Annotated in this window: 21 protein-coding genes and 1 pseudogene; 16 read left to right on the top strand and 6 right to left on the bottom strand. The window is 54.0% G+C overall.

Annotation, left to right across the window (positions count from 1 at the left end; all coding sequences use genetic code 11):
• Positions 1 to 9 precede the first annotated feature (9 nt).
• Positions 10 to 612 (top strand): response regulator transcription factor, encoded by a 603-nt coding sequence (locus tag ACFOLF_RS15515; protein ID WP_210043336.1) that lies wholly within the window; start codon positions 10 to 12, stop codon positions 610 to 612.
• Here the strand turns inward: ACFOLF_RS15515 and ACFOLF_RS15510 are convergent, their stop codons facing one another.
• Both ACFOLF_RS15510 and ACFOLF_RS15505 read right to left on the bottom strand, forming a co-directional pair.
• Positions 613 to 1,824 (bottom strand): anti-sigma factor, encoded by a 1,212-nt coding sequence (locus ACFOLF_RS15510; RefSeq protein WP_210043327.1) that lies wholly within the window; start codon positions 1,822 to 1,824, stop codon positions 613 to 615. It lies immediately after the preceding gene.
• The gene (locus tag ACFOLF_RS15505) at positions 1,805 to 2,320 is read right to left on the bottom strand and encodes an RNA polymerase sigma factor (RefSeq protein ID WP_379114160.1); all 516 of its coding nucleotides are present in this window, start codon (positions 2,318 to 2,320) and stop codon (positions 1,805 to 1,807) included. Before ACFOLF_RS15505 ends, ACFOLF_RS15510 begins: the two co-directional genes overlap by 20 nt.
• A 250-nt stretch (positions 2,321 to 2,570) precedes the next feature.
• Between ACFOLF_RS15505 and ACFOLF_RS15500 the strand changes: the two genes are divergently transcribed.
• The 8 genes and pseudogenes from ACFOLF_RS15500 to ACFOLF_RS15465 all read left to right on the top strand — a co-directional run bounded on the left by ACFOLF_RS15500 (position 2,571) and on the right by ACFOLF_RS15465 (position 9,488).
• Positions 2,571 to 2,813 carry a helix-turn-helix domain-containing protein gene (locus ACFOLF_RS15500; protein WP_210043323.1) on the top strand — a complete coding sequence of 81 codons (243 nt, stop codon included), beginning with the start codon at positions 2,571 to 2,573 and terminating at the stop codon, positions 2,811 to 2,813.
• 3 nt (positions 2,814 to 2,816) lie between these two features.
• Positions 2,817 to 3,335: a peptide deformylase gene (gene def, locus ACFOLF_RS15495; RefSeq protein ID WP_210043321.1), complete on the top strand. Its 519-nt coding sequence runs from the start codon at positions 2,817 to 2,819 to the stop codon at positions 3,333 to 3,335.
• 344 nt (positions 3,336 to 3,679) lie between these two features.
• Positions 3,680 to 4,687, top strand: a complete 1,008-nt coding sequence (locus ACFOLF_RS15490; RefSeq protein ID WP_210043312.1) for a phosphotransferase family protein — start codon at positions 3,680 to 3,682, stop codon at positions 4,685 to 4,687.
• A gap of 60 nt (positions 4,688 to 4,747) precedes the next feature.
• Positions 4,748 to 5,698, top strand: a complete 951-nt coding sequence (corA, locus tag ACFOLF_RS15485) for a magnesium/cobalt transporter CorA (RefSeq protein WP_210043302.1) — start codon at positions 4,748 to 4,750, stop codon at positions 5,696 to 5,698.
• A gap of 153 nt (positions 5,699 to 5,851) precedes the next feature.
• Positions 5,852 to 6,139, top strand: coding sequence for an alpha/beta-type small acid-soluble spore protein (locus ACFOLF_RS15480; RefSeq protein ID WP_210043283.1), 288 nt, complete (start codon positions 5,852 to 5,854; stop codon positions 6,137 to 6,139).
• Positions 6,140 to 6,338: 199 nt separating this feature from the next.
• Complete coding sequence (locus tag ACFOLF_RS15475) at positions 6,339 to 7,028, top strand: response regulator transcription factor (RefSeq protein ID WP_210043281.1); 690 nt, start codon at positions 6,339 to 6,341, stop codon at positions 7,026 to 7,028.
• Positions 6,995 to 8,608 carry a sensor histidine kinase gene (locus tag ACFOLF_RS15470; protein WP_210043279.1) on the top strand — a complete coding sequence of 538 codons (1,614 nt, stop codon included), beginning with the start codon at positions 6,995 to 6,997 and terminating at the stop codon, positions 8,606 to 8,608. Before ACFOLF_RS15475 ends, ACFOLF_RS15470 begins: the two co-directional genes overlap by 34 nt.
• A 320-nt stretch (positions 8,609 to 8,928) precedes the next feature.
• Positions 8,929 to 9,488: pseudogene (locus ACFOLF_RS15465) on the top strand (pyridoxamine 5'-phosphate oxidase family protein).
• Positions 9,489 to 9,554: 66 nt separating this feature from the next.
• On the opposite strand, the gene arfA reads toward ACFOLF_RS15465, so the two are convergent.
• A complete protein-coding gene (arfA, locus tag ACFOLF_RS15460) occupies positions 9,555 to 11,063 on the bottom strand; it encodes an arabinosylfuranosidase ArfA (protein ID WP_210043277.1) in 1,509 nt (502 codons plus the stop codon).
• 157 nt (positions 11,064 to 11,220) lie between these two features.
• On the opposite strand from arfA, the gene ACFOLF_RS15455 reads away from it, so the two are divergent.
• Positions 11,221 to 12,132 carry an ArsR/SmtB family transcription factor gene (locus tag ACFOLF_RS15455; protein WP_210043275.1) on the top strand — a complete coding sequence of 304 codons (912 nt, stop codon included), beginning with the start codon at positions 11,221 to 11,223 and terminating at the stop codon, positions 12,130 to 12,132.
• 193 nt (positions 12,133 to 12,325) lie between these two features.
• On the opposite strand, the gene ACFOLF_RS15450 is transcribed toward ACFOLF_RS15455, so the two are convergent.
• Positions 12,326 to 13,303, bottom strand: coding sequence for an aldo/keto reductase (locus ACFOLF_RS15450; RefSeq protein ID WP_210043258.1), 978 nt, complete (start codon positions 13,301 to 13,303; stop codon positions 12,326 to 12,328).
• A gap of 99 nt (positions 13,304 to 13,402) precedes the next feature.
• Positions 13,403 to 14,275, bottom strand: coding sequence for an aldose epimerase family protein (locus ACFOLF_RS15445; protein WP_379114163.1), 873 nt, complete (start codon positions 14,273 to 14,275; stop codon positions 13,403 to 13,405).
• A 149-nt stretch (positions 14,276 to 14,424) separates the two neighbouring features.
• Between ACFOLF_RS15445 and ACFOLF_RS15440 the strand changes: the two genes are divergently transcribed.
• The 5 genes from ACFOLF_RS15440 to ACFOLF_RS15420 all read left to right on the top strand — a co-directional run bounded on the left by ACFOLF_RS15440 (position 14,425) and on the right by ACFOLF_RS15420 (position 18,493).
• Positions 14,425 to 14,610 carry a YjfB family protein gene (locus tag ACFOLF_RS15440; protein WP_210043245.1) on the top strand — a complete coding sequence of 62 codons (186 nt, stop codon included), beginning with the start codon at positions 14,425 to 14,427 and terminating at the stop codon, positions 14,608 to 14,610.
• 317 nt (positions 14,611 to 14,927) lie between these two features.
• Positions 14,928 to 15,248: a PadR family transcriptional regulator gene (locus tag ACFOLF_RS15435; protein WP_210043243.1), complete on the top strand. Its 321-nt coding sequence runs from the start codon at positions 14,928 to 14,930 to the stop codon at positions 15,246 to 15,248.
• On the top strand, positions 15,245 to 15,802 hold the full coding sequence (locus tag ACFOLF_RS15430) for an HAAS signaling domain-containing protein (RefSeq protein ID WP_210043241.1): 558 nt from the start codon (positions 15,245 to 15,247) through the stop codon (positions 15,800 to 15,802). The genes ACFOLF_RS15435 and ACFOLF_RS15430 overlap by 4 nt, the downstream gene beginning before the upstream one ends.
• Positions 15,799 to 16,749 carry a DUF4097 family beta strand repeat-containing protein gene (locus tag ACFOLF_RS15425; protein ID WP_210043239.1) on the top strand — a complete coding sequence of 317 codons (951 nt, stop codon included), beginning with the start codon at positions 15,799 to 15,801 and terminating at the stop codon, positions 16,747 to 16,749. The genes ACFOLF_RS15430 and ACFOLF_RS15425 overlap by 4 nt, the downstream gene beginning before the upstream one ends.
• 298 nt (positions 16,750 to 17,047) lie before the next feature.
• Positions 17,048 to 18,493: an HD-GYP domain-containing protein gene (locus ACFOLF_RS15420; RefSeq protein ID WP_210043224.1), complete on the top strand. Its 1,446-nt coding sequence runs from the start codon at positions 17,048 to 17,050 to the stop codon at positions 18,491 to 18,493.
• Positions 18,494 to 18,588: 95 nt separating this feature from the next.
• On the opposite strand, the gene ACFOLF_RS15415 is transcribed toward ACFOLF_RS15420, so the two are convergent.
• Complete coding sequence (locus tag ACFOLF_RS15415; RefSeq protein ID WP_210043222.1) at positions 18,589 to 19,512, bottom strand: phosphatidylinositol-specific phospholipase C/glycerophosphodiester phosphodiesterase family protein; 924 nt, start codon at positions 19,510 to 19,512, stop codon at positions 18,589 to 18,591.
• A 311-nt stretch (positions 19,513 to 19,823) separates the two neighbouring features.
• Between ACFOLF_RS15415 and ACFOLF_RS15410 the strand changes: the two genes are divergently transcribed.
• Positions 19,824 to 23,669, top strand: coding sequence for a response regulator (locus tag ACFOLF_RS15410; protein WP_210043220.1), 3,846 nt, complete (start codon positions 19,824 to 19,826; stop codon positions 23,667 to 23,669).
• Positions 23,670 to 23,718: the final 49 nt, after the last annotated feature.

The following is a 23,718-nucleotide window of genomic DNA, read 5'->3' as shown; positions in this document are numbered from 1 at the left end:
TTAATAACCATGAAAGTCATTGTGGCGGAGGATCAAGCCATGCTGCGCGGGGCACTCAGCGCGCTGCTTGATCTGGAGGACGATATTGAGGTGATCGGCCAGGCGGAAAATGGCGAGCAGGCGCTCTCCATGATCGAGTCGCTTGTACCGGATCTGTGCATCCTGGACATTGAGATGCCGAAGCTGACAGGGCTCGACGTGGCCGAACGCCTGAAGGCGCAAAAGCATTCCTGCCGGGTGGTCATTCTGACGACTTTCTCGCGGGCCGGATATTTTCAGCGCGCGATGCGTGCCGGTGTACAGGGCTTTCTGCTCAAGGATTCGCCGATCGATGAGCTGGGCGCAGCGCTCCGCAGCGTCCATCAAGGCGGCCGGGCAGTCAGCCCCGAGCTTGCTATGACATTCTGGGAAGCGGAGAACCCGCTCAGCGAACGCGAGCGCGAGGTGCTGAAGCTTGCCGCGGAAGGGTTATCGGCGGTCGATATGGCGGGCAAGCTTTTTCTGACAGCCGGAACGGTACGGAACTATTTGTCGGAGGCAATCCAGAAGCTGGAGGCCAAAAACCGGATCGATGCGATCGGAATTGCCCGGAAGAATGGCTGGCTGGATTAATCAATGGCTGTATTCCACGCCGCTCGCCTGCTGCTGGTCCCAGTTCCACCAGTCCGTAGACCCCACCAGGGGAGTGTCGAGCTCGGATTCCTGTTTGAGCTTGAGCAGTTCCTTGGTCGGGCCGGTCAATACGGCGCCGTACAGCTTGACGCCATTTTTCATCAAATAGCTGTAGCGGTCCTCCAGGTTCGCTGCTTTGAATTGCGGGTTCTGTGCATTATTGCGCAGCAGCGCCTCTGTCAGCCTTCCGTGGTCAAGCAGATAACGGATCTCCCTCAAATAGGTCTGTGCGCGGCGTTCGCCTTCCGCGTTGTCTTCTATGGTATAGCTGCCCGGGTTATCCTCATCTCCGTACGGCAGCGCATCCGGAGCATAACCGAACACAAGGCCCGAGCCCAGGAACGGATTGCTTGCGGACAGCTTGCTTTCCACCCCTGTATCGACGGCGAACCAGATGGTGTCGAGGTCGTATTTTTTGATGATCGCGAAATATTCGTCATGTGTCAGCAAATGCCGGAACGAGACGGCAAGCTGGGAGACGGTTCCCTCCGGAAGCTTCTCCAGCGTCAGCCATCCATTCCCGCTCGAAGGTTGAGGAGCCAGGTCGGTGCCTTCTGCCGGGTACCGGAAAAAGAAGGGAAGGGCATGCTGGCCGCCTGACCAGTCATAGCGGCTCGATACCTTGGCAAAAAACCAATTTTCCCGGTAATAGCCGACGGTATTCTCGCCTCTGCCCACCTGCTCCCGGAGCTCATAATCGCTTGTGAACGTGAGCAGCGCGCTTCCGGTTGCTGAATTGCCGACCTTGATGCCAGGCTTCGTGAATGAAATGACATCGCTGGTGACCCGGATCATGGCATGGGCATCCGGACCAAACCAGCGGGTGGCGAAGAAAACATTGGAATACCCATACAAAACAGATACAAGGAAAATGGCGGCCAGCGTTGTAAAGGTGATCGAAACCACCGAGAACCGGCTCTGCAACTTGCTGCGGCGGATGATGTTAGATTGCATGGCAATGGGCATGCCGCCATGTTCCGGCTTTTCCGATTCGCCGGGAGGCGGTCCCAGCAGCAGCAGCTCCAGTTGGCCGGCAAAGGTCTCGTTTTGTTCCAGCTCACTACGCAGAAGATTGACTTCTTCCCCTGTAAGCTCCCCCCGCAAATAAGCCGCGATCCTGCTGTTCAATTGTTCATCGGATGGCTGGGTCATCGTTATCCTTCCTCCATAACTGACGTAATTTTTGTCTGCCGCGGTAGATCGAAATCTTGACATCGGCCAGCGGGATACCCAGAACCTGGGCGATTTCCTCATAGGTAAGCTGATGATAGTAAAGCAGCAGCAGCGACTGATGCTGTTTATGCGGAAGCTCCCGGGCAAGAGTCTCGAATTGCTCATGCAATTCCTGCTCAAGCATTCTGCTCTCGGGATCGCTGTCTGGCGGACCAGTGGCTTCAGGCTGCATAACCAGGGGAAGCTCGCGGCGTCGGGCTTTCTTGCGGTGCCAATCGATGAAAGCGTGATACGCTACCTTGAACAGCCATGGGCGGACCTTGCCTCCGGTGTAGGAATCCAGAAATCGGAAAGCGCGAAAATAAGTTTCCTGGGTGAGATCCTCAGCGGTCTGCCTGTCTCCAGATAGTTTATATAGATAAAGGTAAATGTCATTCATATGCTGGCGGTATAAGTCATCCAAGCCCGCTGTCACAAGCGCTTTCCTCCTTACACCACTGCTTGATGCTTCACTTAGTACCACGTTAGCAAGAACATAAAAGTTACACAAGCGACAAACGGCTGTCGACATCCTTTGGCGGCGCTGCAGGTAACTTCCCTCAGAAATAGAATGGACAAAAAGGCTGACCGCGCCGTTGCCTTTTCGATTGCTGTTGGTATAATATTAGGTATTGCCTTAATAAATTAAGTGTTGCCTAATTAATCGGCTGAAGAGGAGTGGAGATATGCTCGAATGGATGTTGAGACAAGTAATGGCTGAGCGGGGCATTTGGTCCGGGGCGGCACTGGGTCGTCTTTTGCATGAAAAAACAGGCTACCGTCTGTCCGCGCCTTCCATCAGCGCTTTGCTGACGGCAGCTCCGAAACAGATGAAGGCTGACACGCTTGATGCGTTGTGTACAGCGCTGGAATGCAAGCCGAATGACCTTTGGGTGCACACCCCCAATCATCAAATGAGAGGAGCTTAAAGCATGAGCATCAAAGCAATCCTGCCGTTCGGCGATCCGATCCTGCGCAAGAAATCCAAACCCGTCGAGGAGATCACGCCCAGGATTATCAAGCTGCTGGAGGATATGGCAGAGACGCTGCACGACTCCGATGGACGGGCAGGCCTGGCTGCTCCACAGGTGGGAATTCTGCGCCGGGTCGTGGTGATGGACTGTGGTGAGGGTTTGACTGAGCTGATCAATCCGGAAATCATCCGTGCAAGCGGCGAACAGACCGGGCCTGAGGCCTGCCTCTCCTACCCGGGATATGCGGGGATTGTCAAGCGGGCACAAACCGTAGCGGTGCGGACATTGAACAGGGCCGGAGATCAAGTGGTGATCGAGGGAGAAGGATTCCTCGCCAGATGCATCCAGCATGAGGTGGATCATCTGGACGGTATTTTATTTATCGATCATGTCACGGAGGATACGCTGTTCCACGAGGTTATGGATCAGCGCATCAGCGTGATGGAGGTCAAGCGGATCGCCAACCGGCCAGTTTGATTTTACTAAAGCAGCTTCATTAGGGTTCGGTGAAACCGACAGGCTGCGCATGCGGAATCATCTTTCACATCCAGCTTACAATAGGAAAGCCTTGGGACCCATTTGTCCCAAGGCTTTTTTGAATCCGTCAGAAGCAGAAACGGCTTTCCGTTTCTTCCGGATCGTATGGATGTTTTTATACAGAACTCATTCGACATCATAACATACGGTTTCGAAACAGTCTATATTTTTATCGGTATTTTGTTTACGATAGTCCGGAAGCATTCGGGCTTGAGCAGATTTTCCCGAGATACTGCAGCTCTTCCCGGGCTCGAGGACAGACTCAAGAGAAGGAGTGGAGCATCATGTCGCAAAACAGCAGCGGACATATTAGCCAGGCGGATTTGGAGGAGCATATCAGGGAGATTGGAGGAAACCGGTATCGTCTGAAAGACATTAGCCGGATCAGTGATAGGGGCGCGCAGAAAGCGGTCTACAAGCTGAATTGTACGGAAGGACTGTGCTTGATTCTGTTTGTTTGGGACCTGTCGGCGAATTATTTTGAGCAGGATTTGCGGGAGGGAGGGGTAACGGATGCGTCTTACGGGGCACTCCAATTCGAGACCAATACACGCCTGCTGAGCCAAATTGGCGTTCGCGTGCCTGCGATTCGTTATATCAACAGGGAGAGGAGACGCTACCCTTTCGATTATGCCATTGTCGAATATGTTTCCGGCATGAATCTGGAGGCCTGTGAAGAGGCAACGGCGGATGTGAGGGAAAGGGATGGAATTTATGGAGATCTGGCAGAGATGCTCCAAGCCATGCACGGCAGCTGCGGCAAGGCGTGGGGAAAGGCGCAGCCCGGCGGAGAAGCGCATCATCAAGCACCGGCTAATCCCTGCCATAAACAGATATATGACCATGCGCTTAGGGAGCTTGCTTTCACGGTGCCGCGTATTCAACAAAGCGAATGGAAGGAGCATCAGATTATGAAGCATCTTGAACATCTGATGACCGGTATTCAGCCGCGTGAGCAGTATGGCTTTATCCATGGTGAGCTGGGCCCCGATCATGTGCTGGTGAATGAACGGAATGAGCCGTATCTCATCGATATTGAGGGCGCCGAATATTTTGATATCGAGCATGAGCACAGCTTCATGCAGTTCCGCTTCGGCGGGCAGTATGAACGGTACCTGCAGCGGAGCGGGCTTGATCCAAACCGGATGCGTTTCTACAAATTCCATCATCACCTCTCCTGTACGGCCGGAGGCTTGAAGCTGCTGGAACGGGGATTTCCCAACGTCAAACTGGCCGGATTGATTTACGAGAGCAATCGGAAGAGCGTGCTGGAGATGATGAAGTCCGGGTAAAATTGCTCCCTGAAATCTCCAATGCTACAATGAAAAGAAAAGTCGGATGGAGCACGGATTATGATTCGTACGTTAGTCATCACGAAGGACAAACAGCTGATTGAGCATACGCCGCTTCTTGAGATCGACCGTGAGCAGGCAAAATGGATCTGGGTTGATTTTTGCAAGCCTACGGAGGAGGAAGTGGAGCTGCTCGACAGCTATTTTCATTTTCACCCACTGGCGATTGAAGACTGCCTCATGCACCTGCAGCGTCCGAAGCTGGATCATTACGATAATGTCCATTTCTTCGTTCTGCATGCGATGGAGGAGCAGGGCCGAAGGCCGGTGGAAGTGGATATGTTCGTCGGTCCCGGCTTTGTGGTCACCTTCCATTGGAAACCGCTGCAGGAGATGGAAGAAGCCTGGTCCAAGTTCCTGCGCAAGCCGCAGTTCGAAGAGCAAGGCCCCTTGTATACGGCATATCTGGTGATGGATGAGCTGGTCGATCATTATTTTCCGGCCGTGGAGGCGATTGAGGACCAGCTGCTGGAGTTCGAGGGGGAAGAGCTTGAGTTTAAGGTGCAGGGGAAGCTCAGCGACGTATTTGAAATCCGCAACAAGCTGCTGAAGCTGCGCAAAACGATCGTGCCGATGCGGGATTTGTTATACCGGATTGTGAATACGCAGCGTATTGACGGGATGAGCCATTATTTGCTGTTTTTTACCGATGTTCACGATCATCTGCTGAAGCTGTCGGAGATGGTGGATTCCAACCGCGACATGACCTCCGATATGCGGGATCATTATATGTCGCTCAGCTCCAACCGGATGAACACGATCATGAAGACGTTGACCGTCATTACCACCATCTTCATGCCGCTCACCTTTATCGCCGGCGTCTATGGGATGAATTTTCAAAATATGCCCGAGCTGGCCTGGCATGGCGGTTATTTTGGAGTCCTCTCTGTCATGGTTCTTCTCGGTGGCGGCATGTTCGCCTGGTTTAAGATCAAAGGATGGTTTGACTGACTTGGCAGTAGATAAATGATTTCAAAAGCTCCGTTTAGTCGCCGCAACAAGCGGGGATTAAACGGATGCTTTTTATGATGCGCATGATTCCGTACCGCACCGGGCAACCTATGCCTAGATAAATCCGGATGGGCAAAAGGAGTGAGTTATACAATGGCCAGAAGAGGCAGAAGAACGCATGTTGTACCTGGCGTAAGCCAGCAGATGAGCGCCTTTAAGGCGGAAGTGATGCGGCGCGAGGGCTATGCAGTGGACCCGAACAGGCCCGACGATGTGAAATACGAGGTTGCCAAATCGCTTGGCGTACCTATGGAACATGGCTATAATGGCGGTTTGACCACGGAGTCTGTCGGGCATGTGGGTGGACGGATCGGCGGATCGATGGTCCGGGAATTGGTGCGGATGGCGCAGGAGCAGCTGGTGAAGGAACCGCGGCAATAATTGCCGGTGAAACGGGGCTTCGTCAGAAAAGCGGGACATCTTCTTTATGCGAGTAATATTCGGTGCAGAAAAAAACCGAATTTATTCCATAGAGACGGATGTCCTTTTTTCTGTCCTGCCGCTTCATGCGGCATTCATTTTAATTTCATATTCACCGTTTATAATAGGCCTATTCCAGTAACAAGGGGCTGCTGCGGTTATGCCGGCACATATTCTCGTCATAGAGGACGATCAATATATTCAAGAGCTGATAGCGGAGTATCTGCGCTCCCGGCAGTATGAGGTGGAGGTCGCAAGCGACGGACGGGAAGGCTGGGACAAGATTCGGCAGCAGCCCTACGATTTGGTTATTCTTGATATTATGATGCCGCATCTCGATGGATTTACCGTATGCAGGATGATCCGGGAGCAATCCGACATGCCCGTGATCGTGCTGACGGCGCTTGGCGAAGAGAAGGATCAGCTGCGCGCTTTCGAAATGCATGCGGATGATTATGTCGTGAAGCCATTCTCCTTCCAGGTGCTGATGAAGCGGGTGGAGGCGGTGCTGCGCCGGACCAAAAGCAAAGTGAAGCCGGGCGGGATGTTGTTTGGCGGCCGGCTGCGGCTGGATCCGGATGCCTATAAAGTGTATGTTGACGGTCAATTGATCGATACGACAACCAAAGAGTTTGATATCTTGAGCGTGCTGCTCAGCAACGCCGGCCGGATTATGACCCGCGATATGCTGCTTGATAAAATATGGGGTTATGACTACTTCGGCGATTCCAGAATTGTCGACGCCCATATCAAAAATATTCGCAAGAAGCTGGGTGTTATCTCGGTGATTCGAACAGTCAAAGGAGTCGGATACGCATGGGAGAACGAACCGGCGGAAGAGGAAGGATGAGGCGCGGGGGCGTCACGTTTAAAATATTCACCATCACAGCGGCGCTGCTTGTCGTGTCGGCGCTGCTGATCTATTTGACGCTGTATTTCATGCTGCCCGGCTACTACAAGTCCATCAAGCAAGCCCGGCTGGACAGCGGTGTGAATGAGCTTGTTGCTGCTGTCGACGGACAGAATTACGCGGATGCCATTCCGCTGATTATAAAGTTCGGAGAGGAACATAACGCGATGCTGCGTGTGCGGGATGTGAACGGTCAAATGCTGCTGCCCGCTGATTTGATGTGGTTCATTCAAGGCGGCGGAGGCAGCATTGATTTGCCGGGCTTCCGCAAGCTGAGGCAGAATCCGGACCGATTCGTTCCGGCAAGGCCAGCGGTAACGGCAGGTCCGAATACGCTGACGGTGAACCGGACCATTCATTTCGCCGAAAGCGCGGAGTCCTTTACGCTTTCGGTAAACGCTCCGCTCCAGCCGATTGATGAAGCTTCCGAGGTTATTCTGCGGTTCCTTCCCTACATGCTGATCGCCATCCTGCTCATTGCTGTCGGCGGAGCGGCCCTTTATTCGCGCCTGATCGCCCGTCCGCTGCTTGGCTTGAACAATGTGGCGCGCAGGCTGGCGAAGCTGGATTTCTCCGCGGCGGCGAATCCGCTGAAGTCGGGTGATGAGATTGGAGAGCTGTCCCAGAGCTTGAGCAAGCTGGCCTCCAACCTGCGTTCGACCATGGCGGAGCTGCAGGAGGCGAATGCCCAGCTGAAGGATGATATCGAACAAGAGCGCGAACAGGAGAAGAAACGGCGTGAATTCGTGGCGACGATCTCGCATGAGCTGAAGACGCCGATTACGGCGGTGAGCGGCCAGCTGGAGGCGATGATCGGCAATGTCGGCGCTTACCGGGACCGTGACACCTACCTGAGACAGTCCTATAAAATCATGCGCGACATGGATAAGCTGGTGCACGAGATACTGGACCTGTCCAAGCTGGAGAGCCGGGATTTTCTGCCCTTGATGCGGCAGGTCGATCTGGCTGAGCTTGTCCGCGAGTCGGTCGAAAACATCAGTTATCTGGCTGAGGTTAAGGATATGACGATTGAATGCGAGCTGCCGCAGGAAGCCGTCATTGCCGCCGATGAGCGGCTGATGGCCAAGGCCGTATCCAATATCATCGGCAATGCCGTACAATATTCCGGCGATGGCGAGCATGTTTACGTGCGCATTACGGAGATGAAGGAGCCGCAGGCCGGAGAAGCGTTCATTCCTCTGAGCTCTGCTGCTGGCAGGGGCGTAACCTCAGGGATGGGAGCAGGCATGGAGCAGGACGGGGCGGATGCGAAGGCCGGCCGGATGAAACGCCAGTATAAGCTGGAGGTCGTGAACACCGGAGCGCAGCTGGATGAAGCGAAGCTGCCCAGGCTGTTCGAGCCCTTTTATCGCGTCGAGGAATCACGGAACCGGGCTACGGGGGGCAGCGGTCTTGGACTGTATATCGTCAGCAAGGTGTTCGATGCCCATGGCGCCTCTTACGGAATCGAGAATACCCCCCGGGGCGTAAAATTCAGCGTCGTGCTGCAGGTGGCTTAGGACATACGTGAGATTGACAGCCATCATGCACCGTCATACCTCGCGGGGGGAGCCCCGCGAGGTGCCAAAAGTGAGAAGACATGCCCGGCCGTTTGGTGGTTACTTTGAATCTTATAGAATTCATAAACATTTTCCAACGATAGATTTCTATACGCGCGGAAGAAGGATAGGTGCAGCGCCGTCAGTGTACCGCATCAGTCTTTTTTTCTTACAGTGGTTTATAGTTTATGTCTATAAAGTATTTAAGATTAATATATTTCATTATGCGAGCCATTTCAGTCATAATAGAGATATGACTATTCCTGACGAGGTGAAGCGAAATGGGAAAATTGTTTGATGCGATGCTGCCGGAGCATGAGGCCTTTATCCGAAAACAGCATATGTTCTTCGTAGGCTCAGCTCCGCTGCAGGGGGACGGACATGTCAATATTTCACCAAAGGGCTACGATGTGCTGCGTATTTTCTCCCCGACCGAGGTGGCTTATCTCGACCTTACCGGAAGCGGCAATGAAACGAGCGCGCATTGCTGGAGAACGGCAGGATTACGCTTATGTTCATAGCGGTGGAAGGTCCGCCGATGATTCTCAGGCTGTACGGAACAGGCCGCATCATTCTCTCCGGGTCGAAGGAATGGCAGGAGAAGATCGGTCATTTTCAACTGCTTCCGGGTGCCCGCCAGATCGTATCGGTATCCGTTGAGTCGGTGAAAACCTCATGCGGCTACAGTGTTCCCTTCTTCACCTACGAAGGGGAACGAAGCACCCTGAAGCTGTGGGCGGAAAAGCAGGATGTTGAGAAGCTTGCAGCTTATCACAAGGAGAAAAACACCTTCAGCATGGATGGGTTGATTACGCCGATGGGGCGAGAGGCCCAGTCATAACCATTCCTATATGATTGGAAAAGGGTACCTGCTCCAAATGAGCGGGTACCCTTCGTTTTGCATGGATCAGGCCAGCTTGAGGCGAATGACATTCCACGAGGCTTTGCCAAGCGACGCTTCTATCGAGCTGCCGGCAACAACCGCGCTGCCTTTGTTATGCGGAGTGACGTGATCCGGCCTCTCCAATGTATTGGCTGCCTTCAGGTCCTCATGCTCCAGCACGATATGCTCGATCAGGCTGAAATTACCGAAGCTGCGCAGATCGGCGGCGAGCGGCAGGGACTCGGTCAGATTGCGGTTGACCGCAAAGATCGTGACCTCGCCCTGCTCTTCATTATGGACCGCAACGGCTTCCAGATAAGGCACATCGGTATAGTCCTTGGCATCGTATTTCGGTGACTGTATCAGCGGCACAAGAGCCGTCCCCCGTCCGAAGATGCTGGCATGCATGTAAGGATAGTAGATCGTTTGCTTCCACGCCGCACCGCCATTTGCTGTCATAATGGGGGCAATGACATTGACCAGCTGGGCGATACAGGCCATTTTGACCCGGTCCGCGCGCTTGAGCATACTGATCAGCATGCAGCCGACGAGCAGCGCATCCTCATGGTTGTAGATGTCTTCGAGCTGCGGAGGAGCGACGGTCCATGGCTCGAGTTTCTTATCGGCTTCATTGGAATGATACCAGACGTTCCACTCGTCGAAGGAAAGATTGATTTTCTTCTTGCCGCGTTTCTTTGCCTGGATGTAATCCGCTGTGGAGATAACGGTATTGATGAACGAATCCATCCCCATCGATTGAGCCAGGAAGTTGGCCGAATCCTTGTCGCGGTTGCCATAATATTGATGCAGTGAAATATAATCGACATTGGCGTAACAAAGGTCAAGAACCGTAGCTTCCCATTCGGGGAAGGTAGCCATGCCAAGATTGGAGCTGCCGCAGGCGACAAGCTCAAGCGAGGGATCGACCCATTTCATCACTTTGGCCGTCTCGTTGGCGATTCTTCCGTACTCGGCTGCTGTCTTGGCGCCGATCTGCCATGGGCCGTCCATTTCATTGCCGAGGCACCAGGTCTTGATGTTATGGGGCTGCTTGTAGCCATGCTGAATGCGCAGATCGCTCAAATAGGTCCCGGAGGGATGATTCGAATATTCCACCAGCTGTCTGGCCTCATCAGGTCCACGCGTGCCGAGGTTGACGGCCATCATCGCTTCCGTGTCCGCCTTGCGGCACCAGTCTATAAATTCGTTCAGGCCGAACAGATTGGGTTCAACCGTCCGCCAGGCCAGCTCCAGCCGCCGCGGTCTGGATTCGACCGGACCGACCCCGTCCTCCCAATTGTAACCGGAGACGAAGTTGCCGCCCGGGTAACGGACGATCGGCACATCAATGCCTCTGACCAGCTCCATAACGTCGCTGCGAAAGCCTTGTTCGTCTGCCGATTCATGACCCGGCTCGTAGATGCCGCCATAGACGGCTCTTCCCAAATGCTCGATAAACGATCCATAGATCCGTTTGTCCACTTCACCGATCTTGAAATCCTTGTCCACTACCATTTTGGCTTTGTTTGACATGGTCATCACCTCATGTTAAATTAACAAATATATAAATCAATTAACCTGAATAGTTGCCTGCATCATTATTAAACACGAACAATAAACCCATTACAAGCTTTAATTTTCAATCTTGATGAATTAATGGTTTTGTTAATCGGGATAGAGGGAGAATGGAATGATACGCGCAAATACAGACCGTAAATGGCTGCCTTTATACGAAGCTCTGGCGAGCGGGGTCCGGCTGCATATTCTGGAGCTGCTGGCCGGTCAGCCCATGAATGTGAAGGAGCTTGCATCCGCGCTGGGACTAAGCAGTGCGATCGTGACGATGCATACGAAGAAACTGGAGAAAGGGGGGCTTATCCATACCCAACTGGTCCGCAGGGGCGGGGGGACGCACAAGATCTGTTCCCTTGCCGTCAGCCGGGTGGAGCTGAATATACCGCAGATGGGCGAGAAGCAGCGCGAATATCAGGAGGTCTCGGTACCGGTTGGCCACTATTCGAGCTTCGAGGTCCATCCGACCTGCGGATTGGCGACACTGGACCGCATCATCGGCCAATATGACGACCCCCGTTATTTTCATGAGCCGCAGCGGATGCATGCCCGCATTCTGTGGTTCGGCAAAGGGTATGTGGAATACCGCATTCCGAATTATGTGCTCAGCAGCCAGCAGCTTGAAGAAATCGAATTTTCGCTTGAAATCGGATCGGAGGCGCCTGGCGTTCAGGCGGATTGGCCTTCGGATATCCACTTCTACCTGAACGATACGCTGCTTGGCGTATGGACCAGTCCAGGCGATTCCGGCGAGGGGCGGGGTATGCTTACGCCCTCGTGGTGGACGGTGAACCAGTATGGCTGGCTCAAAATCATACGCGTTACGAGGGAGGGGACGTATCTGGACGGCCAACGGCTGTCGAATGTGAGGCTTGAGGATATCATAATGACCCGCAATGAATGGATGCTCAAGCTGGCTGTGCCCGAGAACGCCGTCCATGTGGGCGGATTGACGATTTACGGGGAAGGCTTCGGCAACTACAACCAGGATATTGTGTTCCGTACTTATCTTCAAACGGGCGCAGATTAGGGCAATTTTCTTATTTGGACCGGACGGAGTATCGGTCAGTTGCAGCCGAGAGCCAGAACCGCCGGTTCTTGGGGAACGATGAGACAAGGCGAACCAGGTGCCTGAAGCCGTTGTGCGCACCGGGAAGCGCAGCAGAAAAGGAGCATAACGTCAGTTCTGACGCCATGCTCCTTCTCGTCCGCTGCAGCGGTTTCTATCGTTTGCTGTGGTCCGCAAGCTCGGCAAGCTCGCGGATTTCCTCCTCTTCGAGCGCAAAACGCATCGCGTTGACGTTCTCTGTTGCATGGTGAGGCTTCGATGCGCCGGGGATGGCGAATACGGTTTCGCCATGCGCATGGATGAGCCAGTTGAGCGAAATCTGGCTGGGGGAGGCTCCGTATTTGCCGGCAAGCTCGCTCAGCCGCGTAATGAGCGGCTGTGTGCGCTTCAGGGCATCCGGCTTGAAGCCGCTGGACCATTTGCGCGGGCCGCTGATCTGCTTGACGAGCTCAGGATTGCTGTGGAATTTGCCGCTCAGAATCCCCTGCTCCAGAGGGGAGTAGGCGATAATCGCAACGCCAAGCTCTTTGGCGGTCTGCATAATGCCATTGCGTTCAATGCGGCGGTCCAGCAAGCTGTATTTGACCTGATTGGATATAAGCCGCAAGCCATGCCGGCGCAGCGTCTTGTCTGCCTCCACCATCTTCGCGGCCGAGAAATTGCTGACGCCCACATGCCTGATCTTGCCCTGCTCCACGAGCTTCGCCATGGCATTCATTTCACTTGAGGCGGAAGAGAAGGAATACGGCTGGTGAACCTGATACAGATCGATAGTCCAGCCCTTTAAACGGCGCAGGCGTTCATCGATCGTCTTTCCAATGTTGCCGGCAGTCCGCATAGCCGGCCACCATTTTGTGGCGACGTGTGCGCCTTTTCCTGCATCACCGAGCGCGCTCAGCGCATCGGCCAGCATTTCCTCGGATTGTCCGCCGCCGTAAGCTTCGGCGGTATCAAACCAGTTGATGCCGCCTTCCCAGCTGATCCGCGTGATATCGCGGATGACGCTGTCCTCCAGAACAGGCCAGAACTTCCCGACGAGGCCCCGCCCCTTGCTGAACTGCCAGCAGCCCAGACCAAGCGGCGAGAGCGCAAGATCCGATCCGCCGAGCGAACGCAATATACCTTCCGCCATGAACATCCCCTGCTTTCAAAGTGGAATTTTTTTGACCGTATAGAACGTAGTCCGCCAAAGGACGGCTGCAGCCGTTTCTTCTTACATATACGAACCTTATCAGCGGGTATATCCGATCGACAACTGCGCCTTGAGCGTTTCGCCGGCGGGCAGCATAAACAGCTCATCCTTGCGGTTGAACTCGGCATTCAGCGCCATCCATGGCTCCACACAGACGAACGGTTTATCATTCACCTGCCACAGCACCACATATTTGAACACATCGCTATAGGACATGTGCACGCGCCCGGTGCCGCCCGGACCGGGGAAGGCAATTTCGCGCTTGTCCGCATCCAGCAGGGCGACGGATTCCTTGAGTCCGCCCAGATCGACGGCCCCGCGAAGGGGCTTAACCTCATTATCGTTATAATCGAGGTAACGCGTTGCATCGGTGTCATAGACAAGCGCTTTTGAGGTGCTCTTGAAATAAGGATGAAAGCCGGCGTAGAACGGCATGGCGGTGTCCGATAAGTTGCGGTAGCTCTGGCGGATATGCAGCGCGCCGTCGACCAGAGCGTAGGTAAACAGCAGCTCGAATTCAAAAGGAAACTGCTCCCGCGTGCCTTCGCCGCTCTGAAGCCTCAGTGTTACTGAGGCTTCGCCTTCCTCCGAGGTCGAGACGACCTCCCATGCGCGGTTGCGGGCCACGCCATGGTTGCGCATCGTATATGTAGCGCCATCCAGCTCGTACACGCCCTCTTCAAGCTGCCCGCAGATAGGGAACAGCACAGGATTGCCGCCGCGGATATTGGCCTCTGGGTCGTTGAAGGATTCGCGGTCCAGATAGAACAGCTCCTCGCCTTTCAGCTGGCAGCTGATGGCGATGCCGCCGCGTTCCGGACATACCGTCACCGATGAGTCCGTGCCCGGTTCTTTGAGTGTATAAAGGGTGTAGACATCCTGCTTCACATCGACTTCATAGCTGCTGCTCATGTTCATGCCTCCACATCGCATTCATAGTTTAAACAAAGCATATCATATTGCGCCTGTTCACTAAAGCGGATCGGCATCCCAACCGATATTAGCAGTACCGGCTGGTATAGCGGGAGAGAGCATACAACAGAATGGAGGATGAACCGTTAATGGACATCGGAGGAATTGGAGCTTTGGTAACCGGCCAGTCGTCAAGCGCTCTGCAGCAGCAAGTTGGAATCGCTGTTCTGGGCAAAGAGCTTGATTCGCAGCAGGAGAACGCGCAGTCGCTTGTTCAGATGATGGAGCGCAGCGTACAGCCCCATCTGGGCGGAAGCATCGACATTCGCATGTAGGACGTAAAGCAGGCAGGATGAGAGGCCTTCCACCTTGAAAATTACGCTTGTTCACGAGCGGACAAGACAGGGCGGGAGGCCGATTCCAAAAATATATGACCGTATCAAATCCGGTCTATGCGCTGCTTATCTTTCTGATGGAATAAAGCTGGCTTAACCGGCAAAATGACGACCTAAGCCTTTTTTAAAAAAATACTGCTCCACTATATTGCATAATTGAATAGCAGGTGATATATTATAGCTGCAGGAGGTTATTTTTTTGCCTCGCTATTCTATAATGATGAATACCATACAATGTATCATAGGGAGCGCTGTGAATGAATGTACAGTTTAAAAAAGGCGTCCTGGATCTGTGCGTGCTCGCTCTGACCGCCTGGGAAGACCGCTACGGCTATGAGCTTGCCGTATCGATCTCCTCCAAATTCGAAGTGGCGGTGGGAAGTGTTTATCCGCTGCTCGCCAGGCTGACGCTGGAGGGATATTTCTCCACCTACCTGAAAGAGTCCACTGAGGGTCCGCCGCGCAAGTATTACAAGCTTACACCGCATGGCCATGAGCATTTGATGGATCTGATCCGGGAATGGCGGTCCTTCTCCATATCCGTGGACCAATTGATTAAGGAAGGTGTGGAACGATGATAAGAGAACAATATTTGCAGCATCTCTGGGACCTGCTTGCGCCGGTTCCCGAACCGCTGCGCCGTGAATGGATGTTTGATTATGAGGAGCATTTCCGGCAGGCTGCCGAGCATGGCCGCAGCGAGGAGGAGGCTGCCCACGAGCTGGGGGATCCGCGCCTTATAGCCAAAGAAATGCTGCTGGGATACCGTGTGGAACAGGCCGAGAGCAGGAACGGAGGCATTACCCATGTGTCTCGCGCGGTGCTTGCCGCGGTAAGTCTGGGATTTTTTAACCTCATATTCGTACTTGGCCCTTACATTGCACTTCTAGGCGTTCTGCTGGCCTTGTGGGCATCCTCCATCGCCATCGGAATAGCCTCGTTGTATGCCATTTACGAAGGGACGATCGGCGGGACGTTCACACTGATTCAGTCCGTCTTCATCGCTATCTCGCTGCTGGCTGTAGGCATGCTGCTCGGGGCGTTCACGAAATGGCTGACCGGTGCGGTATCAAAAGGGACCCTGCAGTATCTGAAATTCAATTCGAGAATGATAAGGGTGAAAAAACAATGAGAAACTGGATCATTATTGCCTTAATTCTGCTGGTGGTCGGAATAATTGGTACGGGCGCAACGATGGGCAGGGACGGATTCTGGAATTTCGGAACGGTCGATATCGCTCAGAATCAGGCAGTTGACGGCACAGGCGCGAAGAATATTATCCTTTCGATGGAAAGTATGGATGTAACGGTCGTGAAAGGCCCGACGAATGAAATCAAGGCTTCTCTCAGCGGCAAGGTGAGCGAGAAATTTGTGAAATCCACAAAACTGAAAGTCGTTCGGAATGGCGATACCGTTACGGTCGGTGTTGATGCGAAAAACGGATTTTCCTTTGGAGTGAGCATTTTTAACGCCAAGCTCAAGCTGGAACTGCCAGAGCAGCAGTATGATTCCCTCGCTCTGGACAGCGGCAGCGGCAACACCAGCATAACGGATTTGGCTGCACAGACATTGGATGTCGAAGCAGGCTCCGGGAATGTGAAGTTCAACCAATTGACCGTCGGCAAGCTTTCTCTCGATATAGGCAGCGGGAATTCGACAATTACCGATGTAACGGCCGACACGGCGGAGCTGGATATGCGATCCGGGGTTATCACGGTCGAGAAGCTGAAGGCCCGGGAGCTGTCGGCTGAAGCGGGCAGCGGAGATATCAAGCTGTACGACGTGGATGCCGAGCTGGAGGCGAAGACCTCAAGCGGCAACATCCGCGTGGAGCAAAGTGCGATTACCCGCCCCATGGAGCTGTCAAGCGGCAGCGGCGATGTTACCGTTAATACGGATGCAAGGCCGGAATCGGTCAGATTCAAATTCGACGGCGGATCTGGAGACCTGCGCAATCATTGGGATGGCGCAGTGCAGTCAACAGACGACGATGATGAGAAAAATGTAGTATTCGGTGATGGCGGCATCCTGGTGAGCGTCGAGACAGGATCAGGTAATTTAACGATTGGAGAACGGTAAAGATCAAGTGTTCATGCAGGACCTGAATTGATGATTACAAACAGCCGGCTGTGTTCGCTTCTGCAATTTGCGGGAGGAATTGCAGCCGGTTTTTTGACCTTGCAGAATGCCAAATTAAAACGATATATTACGACAAAATTTGACTGATATTTGTGACTATAGACCTAAATTCTTGGCTAAGAAAAGCCGATATAGAGAAAAAGAGCTTTCTTCCAGGACAGTGAAGTCCATTGCTTCCTGGTGCCACATATATGAAATTCGTTTTGCGTATTTAATCAGGGAAACGGGAGGAAGCTTCATGCAGGATAAGGGGAAGTCGATTATCTGGCCGCTGACGATTACGATAGTGCCATTGCTGGTTTATGAGCTGCTTCGTTCGTTCCAGGGTACTGACATTTCCGTGAACGCTCCTACAGGACATTTCTACATTGTGAGCGCCATCGCCGCGCTTGCCCTCATTGTAGCGGTAGCGGTCGGCTACACCGGACATCGGCTGCGCAATATCAAGGTCGGGTTTCTGTCCCTGTCCTATGTGTCGATGGCTGAAATATTCGTTCTGCATGGCTTGTCCACTCCCGGCTTCCTGATGCATGAGCAGCATATAGCCGGAATCGCCGCACAGCTTAGCGTCATGCTGGCGGTCATGTGGCTTTGTTTGTCGGCAGCGTCTTCGGATCATCCTCTTGTCCGGCTGCTCGCCAGATGGCGCCGATGGTTAATCCCCGGCTGGGTGCTGCTGCTTGCTGCCTTTACCCTGTTTACATTCCTTCGTCCTGATCTGATGGATAGGCTGATGCTCGCGAACCAGCCCTATAACTGGATTGCAGCCGGTTTGACCGGAGCGGGATGCATATGGACGATGTACCGCTACTGGCATTCATACCGGGCTGCGCGCTTTCCGCTTCAGCAGGCAATTGTATACAGCTCGGGCTGGCTGCTGGTTACCCAATATATTATCGTAACCGGAATCACATGGAAGCTCAGCTGGTGGCTCTATCACGGGCTGCTGCTGGGATCGATGATGATCATGATCGGCGGCCTGATCCGCCAATACTTCTCCAGAGGATCCTTCACCTCATCTCTGAAGGTATTGTTTCAATCGGATCCCCGCGTCTGGCTGGAAGCCTGCATGACACCGAGTGTCCGGGCGTTGATTATGGCAACTGAGGTCAGGGATGCCTACACTGCCGGCCATAATATGCGTGTTGCGCTCTATGCGCTGCGGCTGGCGGAAGAAATGGAGCTGACCACGGAGCAGCTTCGCGCCATCGCACAGGGAGGCGTTGTCCATGATGTCGGCAAGCTGAAGGTGCCGGATTCCATTCTGAACAAGCCCGGCAAGCTGCTGCCGGAGGAGCGCATAATCATTGAGCTTCATCCTGTCTCCGGCTATGACATGTGCAAGCGGCTCGGTTTCCTGCAGGATGAGCTGACAGTCATCCGCTCGCATCATGAGAAATGGGATGGCACGGGTTATCCCGACCGCCTGGCGGGAAATGACATTCCGCTGCTGGCCCGCATTACGGCGGTTGCGGATGTCTATGATGCGCTCACTTCGTCCCGTTCATACCGGAGGGCCATGTCGCATGAAGACGCTATGGCGATTATCGTGAAGGACAGCGGAGTGCACTTTGATCCGAAGTGCGTCAAGGCGTGGGTTCGCCTGGCGCAGGATGATGTCGACTTCTTCGAGGAGATTTCCGGCAGCGCCCGCACCCTTAAGCTCGTCAAGCAGACTTCCTGACGAAACAAGTCTGGACCTTGCAAATCAAGCATAACAAGTAAGCTTAATGACCTCCGATCCGCTTATGGAACCGGAGGTTTTTCTATAGATCGATTCTATAGATCGCCAGGAACGGCAAAGTCGGTCATAACGCCTTTTACCCCTGTGCTGAACAGGGTGTGAATCCGGCCGACATCATTAATGGTATTAATATACGTATAAATTCCTTTTTGCAGCAGCGCTTGAACAAATTCTGGCGTATAGCGGTTTTCGTCCATTACGACAACACCGATTCCTTTCCCGCTGGCAAAGTTGACCACATCCTTCATGGAGTCCCCGTTCATATATAAAGTATAGATGTACTGCCTGAATGGATATACCCGGTTGACCGCGTCATAATTATCCTGCTTGTACAGCTGCGGAATGAATTGGCGCAGCACCTGCGCATCCACCCCGTTGGCCTCGCTGACGATCTGTTTGAACAGTTGGGTCGCTTTGGTTGAATCGGCTTCCTTCGTATCGGTGACAAGCAGCATATCGGGATGCTCCGACATGAAGACACATAGCTCCTTGAAGGTCATGGGAGTGTACTGCTGCTGAATTTTCGTTGATTTGAACCGGGCTAATGTCATCGGCTCCAGGGGGCGCGCGTCCGGAATGGCTTGTCCAAGCACCATGTAGGTGCCGGCTTCCCAGTCATGCCTCAGTACCAGATGGCCATCGGAGGTTGCGGTAATATCCGTTTCAAACACGCGAAGCCCGCTGTTATAGGCCCGCTTCAGCCCCTCGATGCTGTTTGTCCCGGAATATCCGCCTATGCCTCCCAGCGCATGGGAGATCAGCGGCTCCTGATTCACCCAATCATAAGGCATGCTTTCGATAGCGGGCTGAATCGCTACCGGGGCGGTTTCCTTCCCGGAGACTATAAGGGAGGCTTCAGTCGCTATGCCGGGCAGCACCTGGGCAAAGACGAACGGAGAAATAATCAAGGTTGTCAGTATAAAGCCGATAATACCGTAGAAGATGATTTTTTTGTTCATAGCGGGGGCTCCTCCTCAGATGTCTTATCTACCATTGGACAGATCCTCCGCCGCGCGAACCATATAGGAAAAAACTTGCTGCCATCCTCCTATGGCGGCAAAGCTGGTTTCTTCCTTCGGAAATATCAGAAAAGACAGGATAGAGTTCATACGTTCTGATAGCTCAAGAATAGGATGTTCCCTCTTGGGCTGCCCCGGTTCTACTCCTGTTTTTACGTCCGGGTCCCTATCTTGTCCGTCTATGAAGCTATTGGCATGAACGGTATAATAGATGCAATAAAGCCTGCTGCTGCGAAAGGGGTATACCCGGGGTGAAAACGATATCGCTGCGTACCAAAATTCTGGTTCTTGTCGTGCTCATTACATCCATTCCGCTGTCTATTGTCGGCTACGACAATTATAGAATGACCAAGAAGACGGTGCTCACGGCGATCACGGACAATGCGTTCGCCAAGGTGAAGAACAATGCGGATAATTTGGCCGAGTGGGTAAAGGCCAGAAGCACGGAAATTGAATTGATGAGCCGCACCGATATTGTCCGCTACGGGACGGATGCCGAACGCCTGAACTATTTCAGCAAGGAGACGGGGCGGGTCGATTCGGCATTTGTTACGATGGGATTTGCGGATCCGGACGGGGATCTGACGCTCTCCAGCCAGAAGCGGATCAATATTGGGGAAGATCCCTCGTTCAAAAGAGCAATGAGCGGAGAGACGATAGTCACAGACCCCTTCCTCAGCGATTGGACCCAAAACCGGATTGTGGTCTTCCAGATTCCGGTCAATGACGAGGCGCACCGGGTAATCGGCGTCGTCTGCGCCGCTATCCTGACTGACCGGATTTACCGGGAGCATCTTAATTTTCATATAGCCGAATCGGATAATATTTTCCTGTATACCGATTCCGGAGATATTCTGGAATCACCGGATCTTGAAGCAGCAGATAAGGGCTCTGTCATGTCCAGGCCTTTTCTGTTCAGATCGGAGACCCAAGACCTCCTCGGCCGTGAGAGCGGCTACATCCAGCTGCAGGAACCGGGGGGAGATTCATTCGTTTTTTTCGCGAAGGTGCCGGGCACGACATGGCGGATTGCCATGCATGTGCCGTTGAATGAAATCGAGAAGCCGCTGGGCTCTATTCTGCTGCGGACGGTCCTGTTGATCGCGATAGCGGAAGTGGTCATGATTGTGCTGCTTTTCTTGTTCATGAACCGGATTGTGATGCGGATCAAGAAAGTTCTCAAAGCGACGGAGGCTGCTGCGGGGGGAGATTTTGACGTCAAGGCGGTCGCCGAAAACGGCGGGGACGAAATTTCGCAGCTTTCCCATTCCGTCAACGACATGCGGCTGCATCTGCGTGACATGTTCGGCCGGTTGGAGGCCATTATCAATCAGAATCAGTTCGCTTTTATCGTGCTTGACGATCAGTACCGGGTCACTTACTTCAGCAAGGCCGCCGAGCTGATGCTTGGCTATAAGGCAGAGGAAGTGGTCAATAAGGCAACCGCCATCACTTTTATTGACCCGGATGACCTGCAGGCGGAAGCGAGAAGGCTGAGCCGCAGGCTGCTCCGCAGCGTTCCCCCCGATCTGTCCGTGCTTCGCGAGCTGAGGCGGGAACAATTCACCTATGACCGGGAGTGGATATATGTCCGCAAGGACGGCGGCCGCTTCCCGGTAGCCTATAGCTCCAACGGCATCCGCGATCAGGATGGCAGATTCATCGGGGAGGCGGGCGTCGCCCGTGATATTACGATTCAGAAGCAGGCGGAGAAGGCCCGCAGCCAGCAGCTTGAAGTCATGGGGGCTGCGAAGGATCTGATCGCCACCTTCGATGAATTGGGGCGTCTCTTGTATATGAACAATGCGGGCCGGCTGCTGCTGGGCGTGGATCTCTATGCCGGCACATCGCCCAAGGAGCTTGTTCCGCAGCGTACGGTCAAGGAGCTGCTGCACGGTCTTGCGATTGCCAAGGAGCTGGGCTTTCATGAGAGCGAGGCGCTTCTGACAACGATGAAAGGAGAGAGTGTTCCCGTCTCCAAGATTGTGGTGGCGCACCGGGACAGCCGGACGGGCGATACGTTCTATTCCTGCATTGCGCGCGATATCTCCGAGCAGAAAAGAGCGCAATCCGATCTTCTGCAGGCGAAACGCGAGGCCGAGGAGGCCAATACCGCCAAGGGCAACTTCCTGGCCCGCATGAGCCATGAGATCAGGACTCCGATTGCCGGGATTATCGGGCTGACGGGCCTGCTGCAGAAGACGGAGCTGACCAGTCTTCAGCAGGATTATCTGGACAAGACCCGCGCCTCATCCGAAGCGCTGCTCCGCATTATTAATGATATCCTTGACTTTGCCAAAGTGGAGGCGGGCAAAATCAAGCTGACGGAGGTGCCTTTTGATCCATGGGAAATGATCCACCGGTTCGCGGATCTGCTTGCCGTCTTCGTTGGCGGCAAGGAGCAGTTCGAGTTCATTATCGAGATGGATCAGGATATGCCCACGATGCTGGCGGGGGATTCCCTGAGGCTGGAGCAGGTTCTGCTTAACTTATGCATCAATGCGATCAAATTCACGGACCGGGGGCATGTCCGGCTGCAGCTGGAGCTGGTGAGGATAACGGAGGAAGGCCGGGCGGAGATCCGTTTTCTCGTCGAGGATACAGGAATCGGCATGTCCCGGGAACAGCTGGACAAGCTGTTCGAGCCTTTTATGCAGGTGGATGGCGCGGCGAGCCGGAAGTACGGGGGAACCGGCCTTGGACTTGTCATCGTCAAAAGCCTGGTAGGCATGATGGGCGGCTTGATTGAGGTCGACAGCAGCGAGGAAGAGGGCAGCTGCTTCTCCTTTACCCTGAAGCTGCCCGTTACGGCCGGGGCGCATGAGGAACGGTATAAAATAAGCCGCACCGGTGAGCTGTCGGCTTGGGTGGTCGAGGACTATTCGCTCATGAGCGATCATCTATGCGCCGAGCTGGAAGTAATGGGATTCTCGGCGATTGCGCACGGATCCTGGAGATCGGTGTACGAGCGTCTGCTGCGGGCCGGCATCGGCATTCTTCCCAGCGTGCTCCTGCTGGATTTTGAAATGCCGGATATGTTCGGCGAGGATACCTGGCGCACCCTCCATAGAACCGCAACGCAAAGAGGGGTTCCCACGGTTGCGCTGACAACGGCTTATGGCCGGGAGGAGCTGCTCAAGCTGCCGGAGGCAGACCGGCCCGATGCTATCATCGTGAAGCCGGCAGACCGGATCAGCCTGTACCAGTCGCTGCTCGCGGTATGCCAGCGGTCATCCGATGTATCCGTCGCGGCCCAGACAGCTTCCGCCGTGGAAATCACAAAGCCGCCCAGCGGAACGGTCCTTCTTGCCGAGGATAATAAAATCAATCAGCTCGTGGCGCTGGAGCAGCTGCGCGAGTGGGGCTTTATCGTGGAGGTCGCCGAGAATGGCCTGCAGGTACTAAGCAAGCTGGAGGAGCAGCGATGGGATCTGGTGCTGATGGATATTCATATGCCGGAGATGGACGGGGATGAAGCGGCGCGCATTATCCGCTCGGACTCCAAATACGACCGGATGCCGATTATTGCGCTCACGGCGAATGTAATCCGGGAGGATCACGAGAGATACATGCAGCTCGGTATGAATGATGTGCTGACCAAGCCGATTCAGCCTGAAAGCATGCTGCAGATGATTGAGAAATGGCTGCTTGCAGGCAGAGAGAACCGGCTCGGCGCTGCCTCCGCAAGCAGAGAGAGCCAGCGTGAAGCATATGAACCGATTTTGGGCCATGAAGAGGAGCTTCCTTACGAGGTTCCAGGAATGGATCTGGGCGCCGCCATCATGCGGGTGAATGGCAAAAGGGATATTCTGGGCCATATGCTCAAGCTGTTTGCCCGTGATTATGCCGAATTCGAGGTGCGGCTGCGCGAAGCGCTGCAAAGCGGGGATTATGGTCTGGCGCGAAGGATGACCCATACCTTGAAGGGAGTGGCCGGCAATTTGTCCGCGGCGGAGCTTGCGGCCATGGCCGATCAGCTGGAAACGCTGCTGAAGGCCCCTGTGGAGTCCCGCGAACCGCTGGCGATCGCTTCGGCTGCCGCATGTGTCCAAATTGTTTTGACTCCGATGATATCGGCGCTCAACCGCAAGAAATAACAATTTCGACAAATTCCCCTAACATTTTTCTAACAATCTATTGTTGACG

Source organism: Paenibacillus sepulcri, assembly GCF_042647105.1.
GTDB classification, from domain to species: domain Bacteria; phylum Bacillota; class Bacilli; order Paenibacillales; family Paenibacillaceae; genus Paenibacillus_Z; species Paenibacillus_Z sepulcri.
Note: the sequence above shows the minus strand (reverse complement) of the source record. Positions and strands in the feature narration are given on the sequence as shown.